This window comes from Herbaspirillum sp. Her3 (genome assembly GCF_057961275.1).
This window is the reverse complement of the sequence record NZ_CM176328.1, coordinates 414,215-429,371: the sequence shown is the minus strand read 5'-3', so window position 1 is coordinate 429,371 and position 15,157 is coordinate 414,215. Positions and strand designations below refer to the sequence as shown.

Sequence of the window (15,157 nt, the reverse complement as noted above, 5' to 3'; positions counted from 1 at the left end):
TCCGGCAGCCTCACTCCCGCTGTCCGCCGGTCTGCGTCGTCAATCCCCCGACGCCGGACCGGCACCCTCCTCCACAAACATCCCACCTACGGAAACATCATGACCACCAATACCAAGCTCGACGTGCTGACCCCGACCAACTGCCAGTTCATCATCATCGACCATCAGCCGCAAATGGCCTTCGGCGTGCAATCGATGGACCGCCAGGCACTCAAGAACAACGTCGTCGCCCTGGCCAAGTCGGCCAAGGTGTTCAACATCCCCACCATCATCACCACCGTGGAAACCCAGGGCTTCTCCGGCTACACCTATCCGGAACTGCTGTCGGTGTTCCCCGAGCACGACATCCTGGAACGCACCTCCATGAACTCCTGGGATGACCAGAAGGTGCGCGACGCCCTCAAGGCCAACGGCAAGAAGAAGGTGGTCGTGGCGGGCCTGTGGACCGAAGTCTGCAACAACAGCTTCGCCCTGTGCGCCATGGCCGAAGGCGACTATGAGATCTACATGGTGGCCGACGCCTCCGGCGGCACCTCCAAGGAAGCCCACGACTACGCCATGCAGCGCATGATCCAGGCTGGCGTGATCCCCGTGACCTGGCAACAGGTGATGCTGGAATGGCAGCGCGACTGGGCCCGCAAGGAAACCTACAGCGCCGTCATGGACATCGTGCGCGAACACTCCGGCGCCTACGGCATGGGCGTGGACTACGCCTACACCATGGTGCACAAGGCCGAGCAGCGTCCGCACGGCAACCAGAAGACCCTGGCCCCGGTGCCGGCCAAGTAAGCGGCTTGCCCTCTATGCGCTGCTGCGTTCCGGCCCTCCATCGGCCGGGCGCGGCGGCGCCCCAACTTTTCGAGGAGCCGGGCCATGTCCGCTTATCTGATTTCCCTGGGTGCCGGCATCCTGATCGGTGTCGTCTATGCGCTCTTCAAGGTGCGCTCACCGGCGCCGCCCGGCATCGCCCTGATCGGCCTGCTGGGCATGGTGCTGGCCGAACGCCTGATCAACGGCCTGGGCCCCCTGTCGGGCCATTGAATCTGGAGACCGGAGTCCGCATGAAACCTTATCTGATTTCTCTCTTGATGGGCCTGCTGGCCGGCCTGATCTACGCCGCCTTGCACGTACAGTCGCCGGCGCCACCCATCATCGCCCTGCTGGGCTTGCTGGGCATGCTGATCGGCGAGCAACTGGTGCCCATCGTGCGCCGCAAGCTGGCCGGTGAACCCTTGACCGCATCCTGGTTCCACCGCGAATGCATGCCCAAGATCACGGGCACGCCGCCGCCGGACCAGAAGTAAGCGCTGCATCACAGGCCGCAGAGCTGACGATGATGAACGAGGGGAGGAACACGCCACCATCACACCGCCCCATCGCGGTGATCGATGACGATCTCGGGGTCCGTGCGGCCTTGTGCAATTTGCTGGATTCGGCCGGGCACCGCAGCTGCAGTTTCTACCGTGCCGAGGATTTCCTGGCCAGCACCTGCCTGCCGGTGGCCTGCTGCGCCATCGTCGACCTGAACCTGCCGCAGATGGGCGGCTTCGAGCTGGCCGAGCAGCTGGCACAGTTGCGGCCGGGGCTGCCGGTGCTGTTCCTGTCAGCGCAGGTGACGCCACTGCAGCGCCAGCGCGCCACGGACATGGGCTTTGCGCTGCTGGCCAAGCCGGTTGACGCCGATATCCTGCTGGTGATGCTGACGGCCACCCTGCTCTACGGACCTCCCTGAACGGCACAAGGGGCCGCAATGCGGCACAATGCGCCTTCAGTCCAAACTTGCCTGCCAGGAGATCCCCTTGCCGTCCGACCTGCGCCTTTCCGACGACGACGCCTTGCTGCTGACCCTGCGCGAACTGTCGGCACTGCTCGATCCGGTCCTGCTTCAGCCCGCCATCACCCGCGCCCTCTGCGATCTCGGCGCGGCGCGGCGCTGCCTGCTGGTGCAGCATGAAGCCGGCCTGGCCCTGATCCAGGCCGAAGCCCACCGCGTCGGCGGCGACATCAGCAACAGCCAGCGCGACTGCATTGCCCAGTCCGGCGATCTGCAATCGGCACAACTCACCCTGCCCCTCAGCCACCGTGGACAGTCGCTGGGCGAGCTGCTGCTGTATTACGACGATGCACCCCCGGCCGCCATCACACGGCGTGTTCATCATCTGGCCGCCCACGCCGCCGTGGTGCTGGCCAATGCCGCCGACCATGCCCAGGCGCTGCTGGAAAAGGAAATGCTGATCTGCGCCGAGCGCGAACTGCGCACCAGCCAGGAACTGCTCAAGCAGGGCGAGCGCTTCAACCATGCCGGCAGCATGCGCTACCTGGTGCGCGAGGACCTGATGTTCTGCTCCGATGAACTGTGCCGCATCTACGGCTTGCCGGTCGGACGCAACTGCATTACCTATGACGAGTTCGCGGCCATCATGCATCCCGATGACCGGCAGGAAGTCATCGAGACCGTCAACGCCGCCGTGGCCATGGGCGGCACCATCCGTGTGGAGCATCGCATCTGCCGCCAGGATACCGGCGAGGTGCGCTATCTCTCCGGCATCGGCAAGCCGGTGTGGGTGGACGGCACCTTTACCGAATACATGGGCACGGCCACCGACATCACCGTGCGGCGCCAGGCCGAGTACGCCATCCGCGCGGCCCAGGTGGACATGGAACGCGTGGCGCGCGCCAATACGGTGGGCCAGCTGACCGCTTCCATCGCCCATGAAATCAACCAGCCGCTCATGTCCATCGTCTCCAATGCCGGCGCCAGCCTGCGCTGGCTGAACCGGCCCGAACCGGAACTGGACCATGCGCGTGCCGGCCTGCGCGACATCATCAGCGAAGGCCAGCGCGCCGGCGGCATCATCGGCGGCTTGCAGAACCTCACCCGCAATCGCGCACCGCAGTTCGAACGCATCAACCTGCCTGCACTGATCCACCACGTCCTGACGCTCTCGCGCAGTGAGCTGGAGCAACGCGAAGTGCACCTGGCGCTGTCGCTCACGCCCGCCGACGTCTTTGTGCTGGGCGACACGGTGCAGTTGCAGCAGGTGCTGCTGAACCTGGTGGTCAATGCCATCGATGCCATGGTGGCGGTGCCGGAAAATGCCCGTGTGCTCACCATCAGCGCCAGCTGCTGCAATGAGCAGCGGGTCGAGGTGGCGATCCAGGACAGCGGCGAAGGCATCTCCGCCGAGGCCATGCCGCGCATCTTCGATGCCTTCTACACCACCAAGGAAAATGGCATGGGTATGGGCCTGGCGATCTGCCGCTCCATCATCGAGACCCATCGCGGACGCCTGCGCGTGGCCGCTGCCCAGCCGCAAGGAGCCGTGTTCAGCTTCGATCTGCCGCGCGTGCCCTGAACGGGCAGCGCCATCAGCCCAGCCGGCGGCGCCAGGCGCCCGGCGTGGTGCCGACCACCTGGGAGAACACGCGGCTGAAATGGCTCTGGTCGTAGAAATCGCAGGCCACCGCAATCTCGGCCAGCGACAGCCGGGTATGGCGCAGGTATTCGCGCGCCATCTCCACGCGCTGAATCAGCAGCCACTGGTGGGGCGTATGCCCGGTACTGGCCTTGAAGGCACGCAGGAAGTAGCTGGCCGACATGTTGCACTCGCGCGCGATCTCGGGGATGGAGACGTTGCCGTTAACCTTCTGCAACAGCATCTGCTTGGCGCGCTCCTCATGCATGCGCGACAGGCGTGCATTGCCCGTCAGCGGCAGGCTGGCGCCGCCATAGCGGTGCAGCAGATGGGTGCCCATGGCCAGCCCGAGCTGGTCGACGAAGAGCTGCCTGTCGGGGTCAGGGTCTGCCAAGGCCGGGGCCAGCGCTGCCGCCAGATGCGCCAGCACCGGATCGTCCTGACCGGTGACGGTGGACAGGCCCGTGACCTTGCGCCCGCGCAGATCCTCGTTGACGGTGGCGAACCACGACTGCGGCAACTCCACCAGCAGGAAATCGAACGGTCCGTGCAACTCAGCCCGATAGTCTTCGGAAAAATCGCGGGTATAGACGGCGCCGCGTCCAAACTCGAACTGCGCGCCCTGGCGGCCACGGAAGATGTGGCGGCGATGTTGCTGTGCCATCGAGATGCCAACCAGGAAACCACGATCAGAAGCCGGCGTGTAGACCTGCGACACCTCCCGGCTCTCGACCCGCTTGCGATAGAAACTGAACTGGCTGCCCTGCAACTCGTAGCTCTGCTTGAGGTGGGTCGCCGAGCAGCCGAGGGAATCACTGCGCGCGGCGGGGACGGCGGGAGCGGCCAGAGCAGTCATGTTCAACCTCGAGGAAATCTTCAATAGCGGACGGGCATGGAGCAGCCCTGTCCCGGCATTCTACACAGAGCGGCAGGGTCCCGTCTGAACAGCCCCGTATTGTTGCCACCGCTCACCGTTGCTTGCGTGCAGCCTCTTGCAGCATGGCCTGGCCGATCCCGGCGTGGCCGCGCTCGACCAAGGTGTTGCCGGCACTCTCGATGTCGCGCACCTCCTTGTTCTGGCTGAGCTTGCGCTTGCCTTCCAGGCGCGTGATCTCGATCTCGATGCCGACGATGGCCTTGAGCAGCGTGTCGGTATAGTCGGCGGGAGCATCGGACATCTTCCAGGGCTTTTTCTCGCCAGCCTCGTGGGTGCGCGTCAGGCGCGCCACCACGCCGCGCAGGTAGCGCTCGTCATCGCGGATGGTGACGCGTCCATGGGCATGGGCCACGGCGTAGTTCCAGGTCGGCACCTGGCGGTGCGCCTCATGCTTGCTGGGATACCAGCTCGGCGAGATGTAGGCATCCCCCGCCGAGAACACCACCAGCACCGCATCGCCATCGGCCAGTTCGCGCCACAGTGGATTGGCGCGTGCCACGTGCAGATGCAGGGTGCCCAGCGGTCCTTGGGCCGCGTCGAGATGGCAGGGCAGGTGATTGGCATCCAGGCCGCCGGCAGTATGAGAGACCAGCACGCCGAAGGGATGGGCGGTGATCAGCTGGTGCAGGCTGGCGGTGTCCTGGTCGGCGAAGTGGGCGGGGATGTACATGGCGTGATGGCGCAAGAAGGGAGTGAGAGCGCCCTATTCTATTGCATCGGCCGCGCTGGCGAGCCGGAGTTGCGGCCAGCGCTGCAGCCACCCGCGCTCCTGGACGCGCGCCGCGAACTGCGCATGCTTGCGGGTAGCGAAAGCACCCGCCGGACGCAGCAGCCCTTGCCACAGGTCCTGCAAGCCCAACGGGGCCGCCACCTCGATGTGGTCTTCAGCCGTAACGCGCACGGCCACGGCGGTAGCGGTCTCGGGCCAGTAACGCAGGGCATCGGTGGCGCTGGCATAGGGCGCATCGCCATTGCGCAGATGCATGCGCGCCTGGTTGCGTACCGACCACTGCGGGCCAGGGCAAGCCTCTTCCAGTTGCGCTTCGAGGGCATCATCCTGCTGCGGTGAGCAGCGCGTGGTGTCGAACCAGATCACATCAATATCGCTCTGCGGGGCCGTGGCCGGACGACCATGCAGGGCATCCCACACGGCGTTGCGGACGAAACCGGCACCAATCCACGCATCCGGCAGCGCCAGGCTGCGCACGGCCTGCAGCAGCCGCAGGCGTGCGGCGTCGGCGGCGATCAACTGCCGTAGCTGGTGGGCAAGCGGATCGTCCATCGGCATACGGGATTCAGCGCACCTGCGCCGTCGGCGCGCTCACCGGCATGGCCGAGCTGGGCAAGCCGAACAGGCGGTCAAAGCCCAGGTTGAAGAGGTAGGTGTAGATCATGAAGAAGACAATCAGCCCGACATCCAGCACCAGCGCCTCCCACAGGCTGATGCCCAGCCACCAGGCGAACAGCGGCACCAGCATCACCACCAGGCCGCCTTCGAAGCCGAGGGCGTGCGCGGCGCGCCGGGCGAAGTTGCGGCCACGGCGCGGCTGGCGTGCTTCCCAGCGCTCGAAGAGCGTGTTGAAGATGAAATTCCAGACGAAGGCAATGGCCGAGGAGGCCACGGCGGCAGCCGACGCATGCGCACTGTCGTGGCCGGCGAAGACGCTCAGCCCGACCGTAGTGAAGAGGATGGCCAACCCCTCGAAGAGGCAGGCATAGACCAGCTTGCGTTTGAATCCTTGCATGATGTGCTCCTGAAGACAGCGGTGCGCCAGCCTTCGGGCCTGGCCGCGCGATGGGAAGCATTCTATGATGATATTTTTGATGGATGAAGTCGGCTTCTTTCAGTTTTTCTGACAGGTCAGCGACGCGGCTTCAACGATGCAGACTCAGCAAGGGATACCCCATGGCTTTCTCCAGTGACAACGTAAAGGTCTTCCTGGCCGTGCTCGACAGTGGCTCGTTTTCAGCAGCGGCCCGGCTGCTGGGACGGGTCCCTTCCTCGGTCAGCATGACCATCAGCCAGCTCGAAGCGGAGCTGGACCTGGTGCTCTTTGACCGCACTGCGCGCGACGCCCGGCCCACCGAACTGGCGCGGGCACTGGAGCCGGATGCACGCTTGCTGGCCAGCACCTTGCGCCAGCTCGATACCCATGCCCTGGCCATGCATCAGGGGCTGGAGCGCAAGCTCACGCTGGCCGTCGCACCCGAACTGCTGTCGGTGCCCTGGGCCAAGCCGCTGGCGGTGCTGGCCGAGGAGTTTCCTTCGCTGGAAGTGGAAGTGCTGTCCTCGCCCCAGGCCGATGCCATGCGCATGCTCTATGACGGTACGGCGCAACTGGCCCTGGTCTTCGAACGCCACGCCGGCAATGATCGCGAGGCCTTCCAGGAATTCAGCAGCGAGATGCTGGTGGCGGTGATCGCGCCCGACCATCCGGCGCGGCTACACAAGAAGCGCAAACTGCGCTACGAGGACCTCTACGACATCCGCCAGATCGCCGTGGCCAGCCGCGATGCCAGCATTTCCGACCCGCGCTTCTTCCTGGCGCGCCACATCTGGCGCACCGACAATCACCTGGCAACGCTGTCGCTGGTGCGCGAAGGGCTAGGCTGGGCCTACCTGCCGCACAGCCTGGTGCAGGCACAGATCGAGGCCGGCGCGCTGGTGGTCATCGACTTCGACAACATCAGCAACCAGCAGCGCATGTGGGTGGATGTGGTGTGGAACAAGGACCGCCCGCTTGGGCTGGGGGCACAGCGCTTCATTGCCCTGATGCGGGAGATGGCGCCGAGCCGGCGCAAGCGCAGGTGACTCGGGCGAACGGTCTGTAGTAGCGCTGCGGATATCAGCAAATTTTTTAAGTTTTTTTGATTCCCTACTTAGAGAGAATATTCAAAAAACTTAGTTTTCAATGGATCACCCTGACCCGATTATTTCCCGTCAGCAACATCACCTGCAAACGATCGCGCTCTTCAACGATGTCGGCAGAAGTCTTGCCACGACGGCGCACAGCTGTTCCCGGCCACCGCTAGCCGAGGCTCCTCTGATCACCCGGCCGGGCCTGGCTTGCTGATGCCCCCATCTGTGCCTACTTCTTTGTTGTCGTTCAATGCCGCTCAGCTTACCCCGAAAAAAAAGTGAGCAAATCTCGATTTTATTCGATGTTTTTGAGCGAGATTTACGCGGGCATTCGGCTACGATTGGAACCAAAGCGCACAAACAAACAACCGGATATGAATCCGGACAAACTCCGGGCAGACCTATGTTCCTCTATCTTCCGTTCCTGCTGGCCTTCCTGACCGTTTTCGGAATTGCACTCGGCTGGAAATCAATGAGCAATAAACTATGGTTGGCAAGCACGGGGCTGACGCTATGGTGGTTCAGTCAATATACCCAGGATCGCCTGGGTTTCATCCTGTAATGGCACCGTCTCATGGACCGTTCCGTCGTCTTTACGCCGCGAGAGCCCATCCTGCCGGGCGGCATCTTCTTCAATTGCCTGTGCCTGCTGGCCGTGAGCGCCAGCCTGGGGCTGTTGCTGTACTACCAATGGGTACTGCAGGTGCAACCCTGTCCGATGTGCCAATTGCAACGCATGGGCATCATCCTGACCGGCATCGGGTTCATGCGCAATCTGCGCTTCGGGGTCAAGAGTGCGCACTACGGGGTCGCGCTGACGGGGGCGCTGCTGACCGGGCTGGTCGCGCTGCGACAGATCTCGCTGGAGGCGATGCCGGGCCAGACGCCGCAGGGACCGTTGTTTCAGGGAATGCACTTCTACACCTGGGCGGCGCTGTTTTCGCTGGCGGCCATCATCGTCATCGCCGGCCTGCTGGGCTTCAAGAGCGCTGAATACCCGGCCACGCTGCTGTTGCTGCAAAGCGCGGAACATCAGGATGAGCCGCGCCGCATCCCCTGGGCCAGGATATTGGTCAGCGCCATCTTCTTCGCCGTGGTCGGCGCGCACATGGCTTCCAGCATGGCTGGCTGCGAGCGCATCGCCTGCACCGGAGACCTCATCCATCGCCTGCCGCTGAATTCGCCACAGCACAAACCCCGATGAAAAACGGCGCACGCCTGCCATGGGCAGGGGTGCGCCGGTCAATCACGGCTCAAGACTATCGCGGCCCGCGCGCCGACAGCGCGCAGCGGGCCTGGTACTGCACTTGCGTCAGAAGCGATGCTGCATGCCCAGGGTCATGCCGAACTGGCTGCTGCCAAAGCCGGCGTCATCCCGCGAGAGGCCGACCAGCTGGTTGTTCTTGGCCTTGGCATAGGCGGTGCTCAGGTACAGGTCGGTGCGCTTGGACATCGCATACTTCAGGCGCAGCGAGTACATGATGGGATCGGCATCGTTGGCCACGTTCTTGATGTTCTGGTAGTAGATCGCACCGATCAGGCTCATGGCCGGAGTGAACTTGTAGGTCACGCCGCCCCAGAAGAAGTCACTGCGCAGGTCGGTCGCGCCGCTGGCCAGGGTCTTCTTGTAGTAGCGATAGCCGAGGTTGAACTTCCAGGCGTCGGCGAGCTGATAGCCCGCGGCCAGGTGGGCGCTGGTGGCGCGGTCATAGGCGGTGTTGGCGGTGGTGGTGCTGTTGTTGCGGTCATAGGTGGCCGCCACGCTGAACGGGCCCGAACCCCAGCCCAGGCCGACGCCATACTTGGCGCCATTGCCGGTCTCGCCCGCCACTTCGCCAAAGCCATACATGGCACCGACCTTCACACCGCCGAACTCACCCTGGTACTTGACCAGGTTGGACACGCCGGTCGGCATGCCGTCCTTGCGGCCACCGGTAGCACCGGCCGATGTCACCCAGGAATAGTTGGCCGAGTAGCCCATGGGATCGAAGGGCAGGATGAAGTCATAGGTGGTGGAGAAAGAACGGCCCGCCACCACGCGGCCGAAGCCGCCTTCCAGGCCGACGTTGGACTGGCGGTTGAAGAGCTGGTTGGCATCGCCGTCGAGGCCGCCGTTATCCAGCTTGAAACCGTTCTCCAGCTGGAACACGGCCTTGAGGCCGCCGCCCAGGTCTTCCGTGCCACGGAAGCCGATGCGCGAGGTATTCATAGTGCCCGAGCTCAGGCGCACCAGGCTGTTGCCGGCGGCGTTGGCATTGGTGAGATATTCCACGCCCGAATCGATCAGGCCATAAATGGTGACCGACGATTGCGCCTGGGCACCGGTTGCGGCCAAGGCCGCGAATGCCGCCAGCATGCCGGCGGTGAGGTGATTTTTTTGCACTGAAGTCTCCTTCTTGGTTGAAAGCATTGGATAGCGTCGGCACGGCCGTGCCGCGCGACGTCTTCTGGTCATGCACCCGGGCTGGCCGGGTGAGCGAGACAAGAGCGGATAGCTCTGCTCGCTGGTTTTCATCGATGTGATGAAGCGTCAAAAAACTAAGTTCCGGTGTTCCAAAAAGTTATAAATCCCATTGGCCGGTCTTAGTTTTTCAGAATGCCCACAAGGCCTGTTCCGGCAGCGACAGCCAGTACTCACCCTGGTCCAGGCGCTGCGGTGCATAGGCGCGCAGGCCGACCGAACCGGCCGGTCCGCCCTCGACCTTGAACAGGCATTCCCAGCGGTCGCCCAGGTACATGCAGGTGGAGAGCGGCAGGCGGATCGCGTTTCCGGTCTGCTCGCCCGAAATGCGCACCTGCTCGACGCGAATGATGCCGGTCAGCTGCTCGCCCGGACGGGCGTCGTCGCGGCCACGCAGGGTGGCCACGGCGGTGCCGCCATCCAGTTTCAGGGTCACGCGCTCGCCCTCGCGGCTCACCACTTCGGCGGCCAGCTTGTTGTTGCTGCCCATGAACTCGGCCGTGAACAGGGTATTGGGGGTCTGGTACATGCTTTGCGGCGTGCCCTGCTGTTCGATGCGGCCATTGTTGAGCAACAGGATGCGGTCGGAAATGGCCATGGCCTCGCCCTGGTCGTGGGTCACCATCAGGGCCGACAGGCCCAGGCGCACGATCAGTTCGCGCAGGAAGGCGCGGGCTTCCTCGCGCAGCTTGGCGTCAAGGTTGGAGAGCGGCTCGTCCAGCAGGATCACCTGCGGGTTGTAGACCAGCGCGCGGGCAATGGCCACGCGCTGCTGCTGGCCACCGGAGAGCTGGTGCGGATAGCGCTCGCCCAGGTGGCCCAGGCCCAGCTGCGACAACACTTCCTTCACACGCCTGGCGATCTCGTCCGAAGGCGTCTTGCGCAGCTTCAGGCCATAGGCCACGTTGTCGGCCACGGTCTTGTGCGGCCACAGCGCATAGGACTGGAACACCAGGCCCAGGTTGCGCTCTTCGGCCGGCATCTCGAAATTGCGCGCGCCCTCGAAGACGCGGCGGCTGCCGATGTCGATGGTGCCGGCCTTGGGCGATTCGAGGCCGGCGACGGCGCGCAGCAGCGTGGTCTTGCCGCTGCCGGAGGGGCCCAGCAGCGCCACCACTTCACCGCGCTGCAATTGCATGGAGACGCCCTTGAGGATGGGATTGGCGGAAGCGCCGGTGCCATAGTCCAGGTGCAGGTCGTTGACGGAAAGTTCGGTCATGATGATTCCTCAGAATGCTCTATAGGGAGGCTGGTGCCGCTCAGTCGTGCAGCTTGACGCCGAAGCGCAGCGCAATGCCCAGGCCCACGGCCACCAGCGTGATGTTGATGAAGGACAGCGCGGCCACCAGTTCCACCGCGCCGGCAGCCCACATGGAGACGATCATCGAGCCGATCACCTCGGTACCGGGCGAGAGCAGGTAGACGCCGGTGGAGTACTCGCGCTCGAAGATCAGGAATACCATCAGCCAGGCGCCCACCAGCCCGTAGCGCACCAGCGGGATGGTGACGTCGCGGGTGACGCGGGAACGCGGGGCGCCGACAGCGCGCGCCGCTTCTTCCAGTTCCGGGCCGACCTGCAGCAGGGCAGTGTTGATGAGGCGCAGGCCATAGGCCATCCACACCACCGAATAAGCCAGCCAGACCGAGAAGATGGTCGAGCGCAGGCCGCGCAGGGCAGGAATGAAGCTGTCCACCAGCCACAGGGCGATGGGGTTGTCGATGCCCTTCAGGGCGGAATCCAGCAGCGAGGGCACGAACAGGAACACCCACAGGAAGGACAGGCCGGCCAGGAGACCCGGCACCGCACGCGGCACCAGCACGCTGTAGTCGAGGAAGCGCGTCACGCCATCTTGCTTGCGGTGCATGGCCAGGGCGATGGCGGTATAGCAGGCCACGGCCAGGGCACCGCCGATCACGCCGATCAACACCGTGTTGATGATGCCGCGCACCAGCGAGGGCTGGTCCCAGACGTTCAACAGGTTCTCGAAGGTCAGCACCTCCAGCAGGCTCACGCCATCGCCCCAGTGCGAGACGAAGGTACGCAGGCCGATGCCCGAGAGCGGAATGATGACGGTGAAGAGCAGCCAGCCGGCGATCAGGGCGAAGGCCACCCAGCGCCATTTACCCAGCGGCAGCGCCTTCTGGCGCGCGCCCTTGCCCTTGATGGCGACGTACTTGTTGGCCGAGCGCAGCAGCCAGCGCTGCAGCATCACCAGCGGCATGGTCACCGCCACCAGGCACACGGCCACCGCCGCCATGAGGTGGTAGGACGGCGTGCCCAGCTTGTTGGTCAGCTTGTAGAGATAGGTCGGCAGCACCAGGTGGCCTTCCGGATCGCCCAGCACCAGCACCAGGCCGAACACTTCAAAGCCGAGGAAGAACACCAGCACGCCCGAGTAGGCCAGCGCCGGGGTGATCATCGGCAGCGACACGTTCAGCGCCACCTGCAGCGGCGAGGCACCGGCCACGCGGGCCGCTTCTTCCACATCCGATCCGAGGCTCTTCAAGGCCGCCGAGGCATACAGGTAGACGTGCGGCACGTGCGTCAGGCCGGCGATGATGACGATGCTGGTGAAGGAATAGATGTTCCACGGATCACCCTCGAAGCCGACCACCGACAGCAGGTTCTTGACCCACACCGTGTAGAAGCCCACCGGGCCCATCGAGACCACGTAGCCGAAGCCGATGACCATGGGCGAGACGAAGATGGGCACCATCAGCGCCGGAGCGATGAAGCTGCGGCCCGGCAGGTCGGTGCGCACCATCAGGAAGGCCAGCATGCCGCCCAGCGGCACGGCGATGAGGGCCAGGCCGGTGGCCAGGGTCAGGCCATTGACGAAGGCCTGGCGGAAGTCCGGATCATCAAAGATGAAGCGGTAGGAATCGAAGGTCAGGGTCTTGACCGGCGCGAAGAACGGCGCCGATAAAAAACTTTGATAGAAGATCAGCAGCAGCGGCACGAAAATGGCCAGGGCGGCCAGCAGCACGACCAGGCCGCGCGGCCAGTTCAGCCGGAAACGGCGGGCCGGCAGGGCTTGCTCGCTGCGCGTTAGCGTTGTGGTGGTTTGCATGTTGCGCCTCATGAGTGGGCAGATGGATCAGGACAGGCAGGGAAGCGGCCAGGGCCGCGCTCCGGAACAACGATGTTGCAAGTTCATGACCAACATCCCGTTCGGACTGAGTAGACCCGCAGGGTCGTATCGAAGGCGCGACGACCTTGGCACTGCGGACTACCCGGCCCATGACAGGATTGATTTAAAAAATTTACTTCTTGGTGGCTTCCTTCCACTGCTTCAGGAAGTCCAGGCGCTTCTTCTGGTCCAGGTATTCCAGCAGTTCGGTGGAGACCGGCATGGGCTTCAACGATGCGCCCAGTTGTTTGGTCAGCTCGGCCGAGGTAGTGGCACCGGTCACGTCGCCCCGGATTGCGAAGAGCTGCGCATCGTTGGCGATGATGGTCTGGCCGCGCCTGGAGAGGATGTAGTCCACCCACAGCTTGGCGGCATTGGTGTTCTTGCCGGCCTTGTTGATGAAGATCACGCGCGAGAGCACCAGGTTGTAATCCTTGGTGAAGGCCACGCCGATGGACGGATCCTTCTTGGCGCGCACCAGGGCATAGGGGCCAAGGATGTTGTAGCCGATCAGGTTTTCACCCGAGGAGATGCGCTCCAGCATGGTGCCGGTGGACGACTGTACGCGTGCGGCGACGCCACCCATGGCCTTGGCAAAGTCCCAGAAATGCGGGTTGTGCTTGAGGTCATAGGTCATCAGGCTGAAACCGACGCCGGACTTTTCGATGTCGTAGGTAGTGACCTTGTTCTTGAACTTGTCCTGCTTGCTGACCAGCAGCTTGGTGAAATCGTCGTGCGTGGCCGGTACTTCGGCCTCGCTCACCAGGCGCTTGTTGTAGACGATGGCGGCGGGCTCGAAGGTGGTGCCGTAGGCAGTGTCCTTCCAGTTGGCCCAGGCCGGCAGGGCTGCGGCTTCCGGCGACTTGTACGCGACCGCATAACCCTCGGCGGCCAGCTTGACCTGCAGGTCCATGGACGAGGACCACATCACGTCGGCGGTGGCGCCACCGGCGGCGGCTTCCGAGATGAAGCGGTTGTAGGCTTCGGTGGAATTCATGTCGTTGTACTCGACCTTCACGCCCGGATAGAGCGCGCCGAAATCCTTGATCAGCGCTTCGGCCGCCTTGGAGTCGGTGGTGCTGTAGATCACGACCTTGCCTTCCTTTTTCGCTCCCTCAATGACCTTGGCGTAATCGGCCGGATAACCGGCCGGGGTATCGGCGTGCGCCGCACCGCTGAAAGTGACGGGCAAAGCGAGGGCCAGGCCGAGCGCAATGCTCAGGCGACGTTTGTGCAACATGGGTTCTCCTTGATGATGAAACGGACCTCGCGCCGGCCCGGCTGCAGAGCACGCCTGACGGCGTGTGCAGCCTTGCTTGTCAGCGCACCAGGCCCAACTCCTGGGACTGCTTGCGATAGCGCGCAACGGTCTGCGCGATGTAATCCGAGAGCGGCTTGCCGGTCATGGCAAAGGGTTGCAAGCCGCCGACGCTGCGCTGGCGATCGAATGCGGGATCGGCCAGCGCGCGGTCAAAATACTGCACCCAGCGCCGGTAGTCCGCCTCCGGCGCATGCGGGCTCATGTAGAAGCCGCGGATGATGGGCCAAACCACGTCATAGCCCTGTTCACGCGCGGTCGGTACCTGCTGCAGCGGCCCCGGCAGGCGTTGCTCGGACAGCACCGCCAGGATCCGCACCCGGCCTTCGGCCAGGAAGTAGGCGGCCTCCGAGGTATCGCCCGAAATCACCTGCACGTGCCCGGCCTGCAAGGCCGCAAACGAATCGCCACCGCCTTCGAGCGCCACGAAGCGGAACTGGCGCGGAGTAAAACCGGCGTGCTGCGCCAGCAGGGCCATCTTCAGCCAGTCCTGGCTGCCGACGGTGCCGGACAATCCCACAGTGACCGCCGATGGATCCTTGCGGATCGCCTCCAGCAACTGCTTCAGGTTGCGCCAGGGGGCATCGCTGCGCACGGCGATCATGCCGTGGTCGATGCCGATGCCGGCCACCCAGCGCACGTCACCCACGTCGGCGCGGCCATACTTGCCTTGCGCCAGGCTCAGCAGCGAGCCCCCCGAAAAAGCCACCAGCGTCTCCGGTCCTCCGCGCCGCTGCGAGACCACCGAACTCCACGCCACTGCACCGATGCCACCGGGCAAGTAAGCCACCTTGAAGGCATCCTGGCGGCCCTCTTCCTGCATCACCCGGCGCAGCAGCTTGCAGGAGGCATCCATGCCGCCGCCCGGCTTGGCCGGGACGATGCATTCGGTAGCCAGCGCGCACGGACCCGCGCATGCCAGCAGGCATGCGGCCAGGAAATGACACGAGCGATGCCAGCGACCCGCCATCATGGCGGTCAGCAGCAGCGAGAAAGTGAATCGGAAAATAGGGTTCCGGCGCAGCCGGACCTGG

General features: G+C 64.2%; 17 protein-coding genes. 8 read left to right on the top strand and 9 right to left on the bottom strand.

Translation table 11 applies throughout. From position 1 onward, the window contains the following. The first annotated feature begins 99 nt into the window (after positions 1 to 99). The 5 genes from ACVC5H_RS01960 to ACVC5H_RS01940 all read left to right on the top strand — a co-directional run bounded on the left by ACVC5H_RS01960 (position 100) and on the right by ACVC5H_RS01940 (position 3,356). Complete coding sequence (locus tag ACVC5H_RS01960) at positions 100 to 789, top strand: hydrolase (protein WP_489620745.1); 690 nt, start codon at positions 100 to 102, stop codon at positions 787 to 789. A gap of 84 nt (positions 790 to 873) precedes the next feature. Beyond that, positions 874 to 1,041 carry a DUF1427 family protein gene (locus ACVC5H_RS01955; RefSeq protein ID WP_489620744.1) on the top strand — a complete coding sequence of 56 codons (168 nt, stop codon included), beginning with the start codon at positions 874 to 876 and terminating at the stop codon, positions 1,039 to 1,041. Between the two features lie 20 nt (positions 1,042 to 1,061). Further along, positions 1,062 to 1,304: a DUF1427 family protein gene (locus tag ACVC5H_RS01950; protein ID WP_489620743.1), complete on the top strand. Its 243-nt coding sequence runs from the start codon at positions 1,062 to 1,064 to the stop codon at positions 1,302 to 1,304. A gap of 29 nt (positions 1,305 to 1,333) precedes the next feature. Continuing rightward, on the top strand, positions 1,334 to 1,732 hold the full coding sequence (locus ACVC5H_RS01945) for a response regulator transcription factor (protein WP_489620742.1): 399 nt from the start codon (positions 1,334 to 1,336) through the stop codon (positions 1,730 to 1,732). A 67-nt stretch (positions 1,733 to 1,799) separates the two neighbouring features. Then, the gene (locus ACVC5H_RS01940) at positions 1,800 to 3,356 is read left to right on the top strand and encodes a sensor histidine kinase (RefSeq protein ID WP_489620741.1); all 1,557 of its coding nucleotides are present in this window, start codon (positions 1,800 to 1,802) and stop codon (positions 3,354 to 3,356) included. Between the two features lie 13 nt (positions 3,357 to 3,369). Here ACVC5H_RS01940 and ACVC5H_RS01935 read toward each other — a convergent pair whose 3' ends face one another. From ACVC5H_RS01935 to ACVC5H_RS01920, 4 genes are all read right to left on the bottom strand, one after another. After that, positions 3,370 to 4,272 (bottom strand): AraC family transcriptional regulator, encoded by a 903-nt coding sequence (locus ACVC5H_RS01935; protein ID WP_489620740.1) that lies wholly within the window; start codon positions 4,270 to 4,272, stop codon positions 3,370 to 3,372. 112 nt (positions 4,273 to 4,384) lie between these two features. Next, positions 4,385 to 5,023, bottom strand: coding sequence for an FMN-binding negative transcriptional regulator (locus ACVC5H_RS01930; protein ID WP_489620739.1), 639 nt, complete (start codon positions 5,021 to 5,023; stop codon positions 4,385 to 4,387). A 33-nt stretch (positions 5,024 to 5,056) separates the two neighbouring features. Further along, positions 5,057 to 5,635: a nucleotidyltransferase family protein gene (locus tag ACVC5H_RS01925; RefSeq protein ID WP_489620738.1), complete on the bottom strand. Its 579-nt coding sequence runs from the start codon at positions 5,633 to 5,635 to the stop codon at positions 5,057 to 5,059. A gap of 13 nt (positions 5,636 to 5,648) precedes the next feature. Next, positions 5,649 to 6,098, bottom strand: a complete 450-nt coding sequence (locus ACVC5H_RS01920; RefSeq protein WP_489620737.1) for a PACE efflux transporter — start codon at positions 6,096 to 6,098, stop codon at positions 5,649 to 5,651. 161 nt (positions 6,099 to 6,259) lie between these two features. Between ACVC5H_RS01920 and ACVC5H_RS01915 the strand changes: the two genes are divergently transcribed. The 3 genes from ACVC5H_RS01915 to ACVC5H_RS01905 all read left to right on the top strand — a co-directional run bounded on the left by ACVC5H_RS01915 (position 6,260) and on the right by ACVC5H_RS01905 (position 8,417). Continuing rightward, positions 6,260 to 7,165 carry a LysR family transcriptional regulator gene (locus ACVC5H_RS01915; RefSeq protein ID WP_489620736.1) on the top strand — a complete coding sequence of 302 codons (906 nt, stop codon included), beginning with the start codon at positions 6,260 to 6,262 and terminating at the stop codon, positions 7,163 to 7,165. 451 nt (positions 7,166 to 7,616) lie between these two features. After that, positions 7,617 to 7,775 (top strand): hypothetical protein, encoded by a 159-nt coding sequence (locus ACVC5H_RS01910; RefSeq protein ID WP_489620735.1) that lies wholly within the window; start codon positions 7,617 to 7,619, stop codon positions 7,773 to 7,775. Between the two features lie 12 nt (positions 7,776 to 7,787). Continuing rightward, positions 7,788 to 8,417: a disulfide bond formation protein B gene (locus tag ACVC5H_RS01905; protein ID WP_489620734.1), complete on the top strand. Its 630-nt coding sequence runs from the start codon at positions 7,788 to 7,790 to the stop codon at positions 8,415 to 8,417. 108 nt (positions 8,418 to 8,525) lie between these two features. Here the strand turns inward: ACVC5H_RS01905 and ACVC5H_RS01900 are convergent, their stop codons facing one another. From ACVC5H_RS01900 to ACVC5H_RS01880, 5 genes are all read right to left on the bottom strand, one after another. After that, positions 8,526 to 9,596 carry a porin gene (locus ACVC5H_RS01900; protein WP_489620733.1) on the bottom strand — a complete coding sequence of 357 codons (1,071 nt, stop codon included), beginning with the start codon at positions 9,594 to 9,596 and terminating at the stop codon, positions 8,526 to 8,528. Positions 9,597 to 9,804: 208 nt separating this feature from the next. Next, positions 9,805 to 10,893: an ABC transporter ATP-binding protein gene (locus ACVC5H_RS01895; protein ID WP_489620732.1), complete on the bottom strand. Its 1,089-nt coding sequence runs from the start codon at positions 10,891 to 10,893 to the stop codon at positions 9,805 to 9,807. Positions 10,894 to 10,933: 40 nt separating this feature from the next. Continuing rightward, the gene (locus ACVC5H_RS01890; protein ID WP_489620731.1) at positions 10,934 to 12,745 is read right to left on the bottom strand and encodes an ABC transporter permease; all 1,812 of its coding nucleotides are present in this window, start codon (positions 12,743 to 12,745) and stop codon (positions 10,934 to 10,936) included. 193 nt (positions 12,746 to 12,938) lie between these two features. Next, the gene (locus ACVC5H_RS01885; protein WP_489620730.1) at positions 12,939 to 14,045 is read right to left on the bottom strand and encodes an ABC transporter substrate-binding protein; all 1,107 of its coding nucleotides are present in this window, start codon (positions 14,043 to 14,045) and stop codon (positions 12,939 to 12,941) included. 79 nt (positions 14,046 to 14,124) lie between these two features. Further along, entirely contained in the window at positions 14,125 to 15,096 is a 972-nt protein-coding gene (locus ACVC5H_RS01880) for a Bug family tripartite tricarboxylate transporter substrate binding protein (protein ID WP_489620729.1), read from the bottom strand. Positions 15,097 to 15,157 lie beyond the last annotated feature (61 nt).

Bases quoted from the DNA above. Each gene is read 5' to 3' on its own strand.
- ACVC5H_RS01960 (WP_489620745.1), top strand. From the start codon at position 100: ATGACCACCAATACCAAGCTCGACGTGCTGACCCCGACCAACTGCCAG.
- ACVC5H_RS01955 (WP_489620744.1), top strand. From the start codon at position 874: ATGTCCGCTTATCTGATTTCCCTGGGTGCCGGCATCCTGATCGGTGTC.
- ACVC5H_RS01950 (WP_489620743.1), top strand. From the start codon at position 1,062: ATGAAACCTTATCTGATTTCTCTCTTGATGGGCCTGCTGGCCGGCCTG.
- ACVC5H_RS01945 (WP_489620742.1), top strand. From the start codon at position 1,334: ATGATGAACGAGGGGAGGAACACGCCACCATCACACCGCCCCATCGCG.
- ACVC5H_RS01935 (WP_489620740.1), bottom strand. From the start codon at position 4,272: ATGACTGCTCTGGCCGCTCCCGCCGTCCCCGCCGCGCGCAGTGATTCC.
- ACVC5H_RS01930 (WP_489620739.1), bottom strand. From the start codon at position 5,023: ATGTACATCCCCGCCCACTTCGCCGACCAGGACACCGCCAGCCTGCAC.
- ACVC5H_RS01925 (WP_489620738.1), bottom strand. From the start codon at position 5,635: ATGGACGATCCGCTTGCCCACCAGCTACGGCAGTTGATCGCCGCCGAC.
- ACVC5H_RS01920 (WP_489620737.1), bottom strand. From the start codon at position 6,098: ATGCAAGGATTCAAACGCAAGCTGGTCTATGCCTGCCTCTTCGAGGGG.
- ACVC5H_RS01915 (WP_489620736.1), top strand. From the start codon at position 6,260: ATGGCTTTCTCCAGTGACAACGTAAAGGTCTTCCTGGCCGTGCTCGAC.
- ACVC5H_RS01910 (WP_489620735.1), top strand. From the start codon at position 7,617: ATGTTCCTCTATCTTCCGTTCCTGCTGGCCTTCCTGACCGTTTTCGGA.
- ACVC5H_RS01905 (WP_489620734.1), top strand. From the start codon at position 7,788: ATGGACCGTTCCGTCGTCTTTACGCCGCGAGAGCCCATCCTGCCGGGC.
- ACVC5H_RS01895 (WP_489620732.1), bottom strand. From the start codon at position 10,893: ATGACCGAACTTTCCGTCAACGACCTGCACCTGGACTATGGCACCGGC.
- ACVC5H_RS01890 (WP_489620731.1), bottom strand. From the start codon at position 12,745: ATGCAAACCACCACAACGCTAACGCGCAGCGAGCAAGCCCTGCCGGCC.
- ACVC5H_RS01885 (WP_489620730.1), bottom strand. From the start codon at position 14,045: ATGTTGCACAAACGTCGCCTGAGCATTGCGCTCGGCCTGGCCCTCGCT.
- ACVC5H_RS01880 (WP_489620729.1), bottom strand. From the start codon at position 15,096: ATGATGGCGGGTCGCTGGCATCGCTCGTGTCATTTCCTGGCCGCATGC.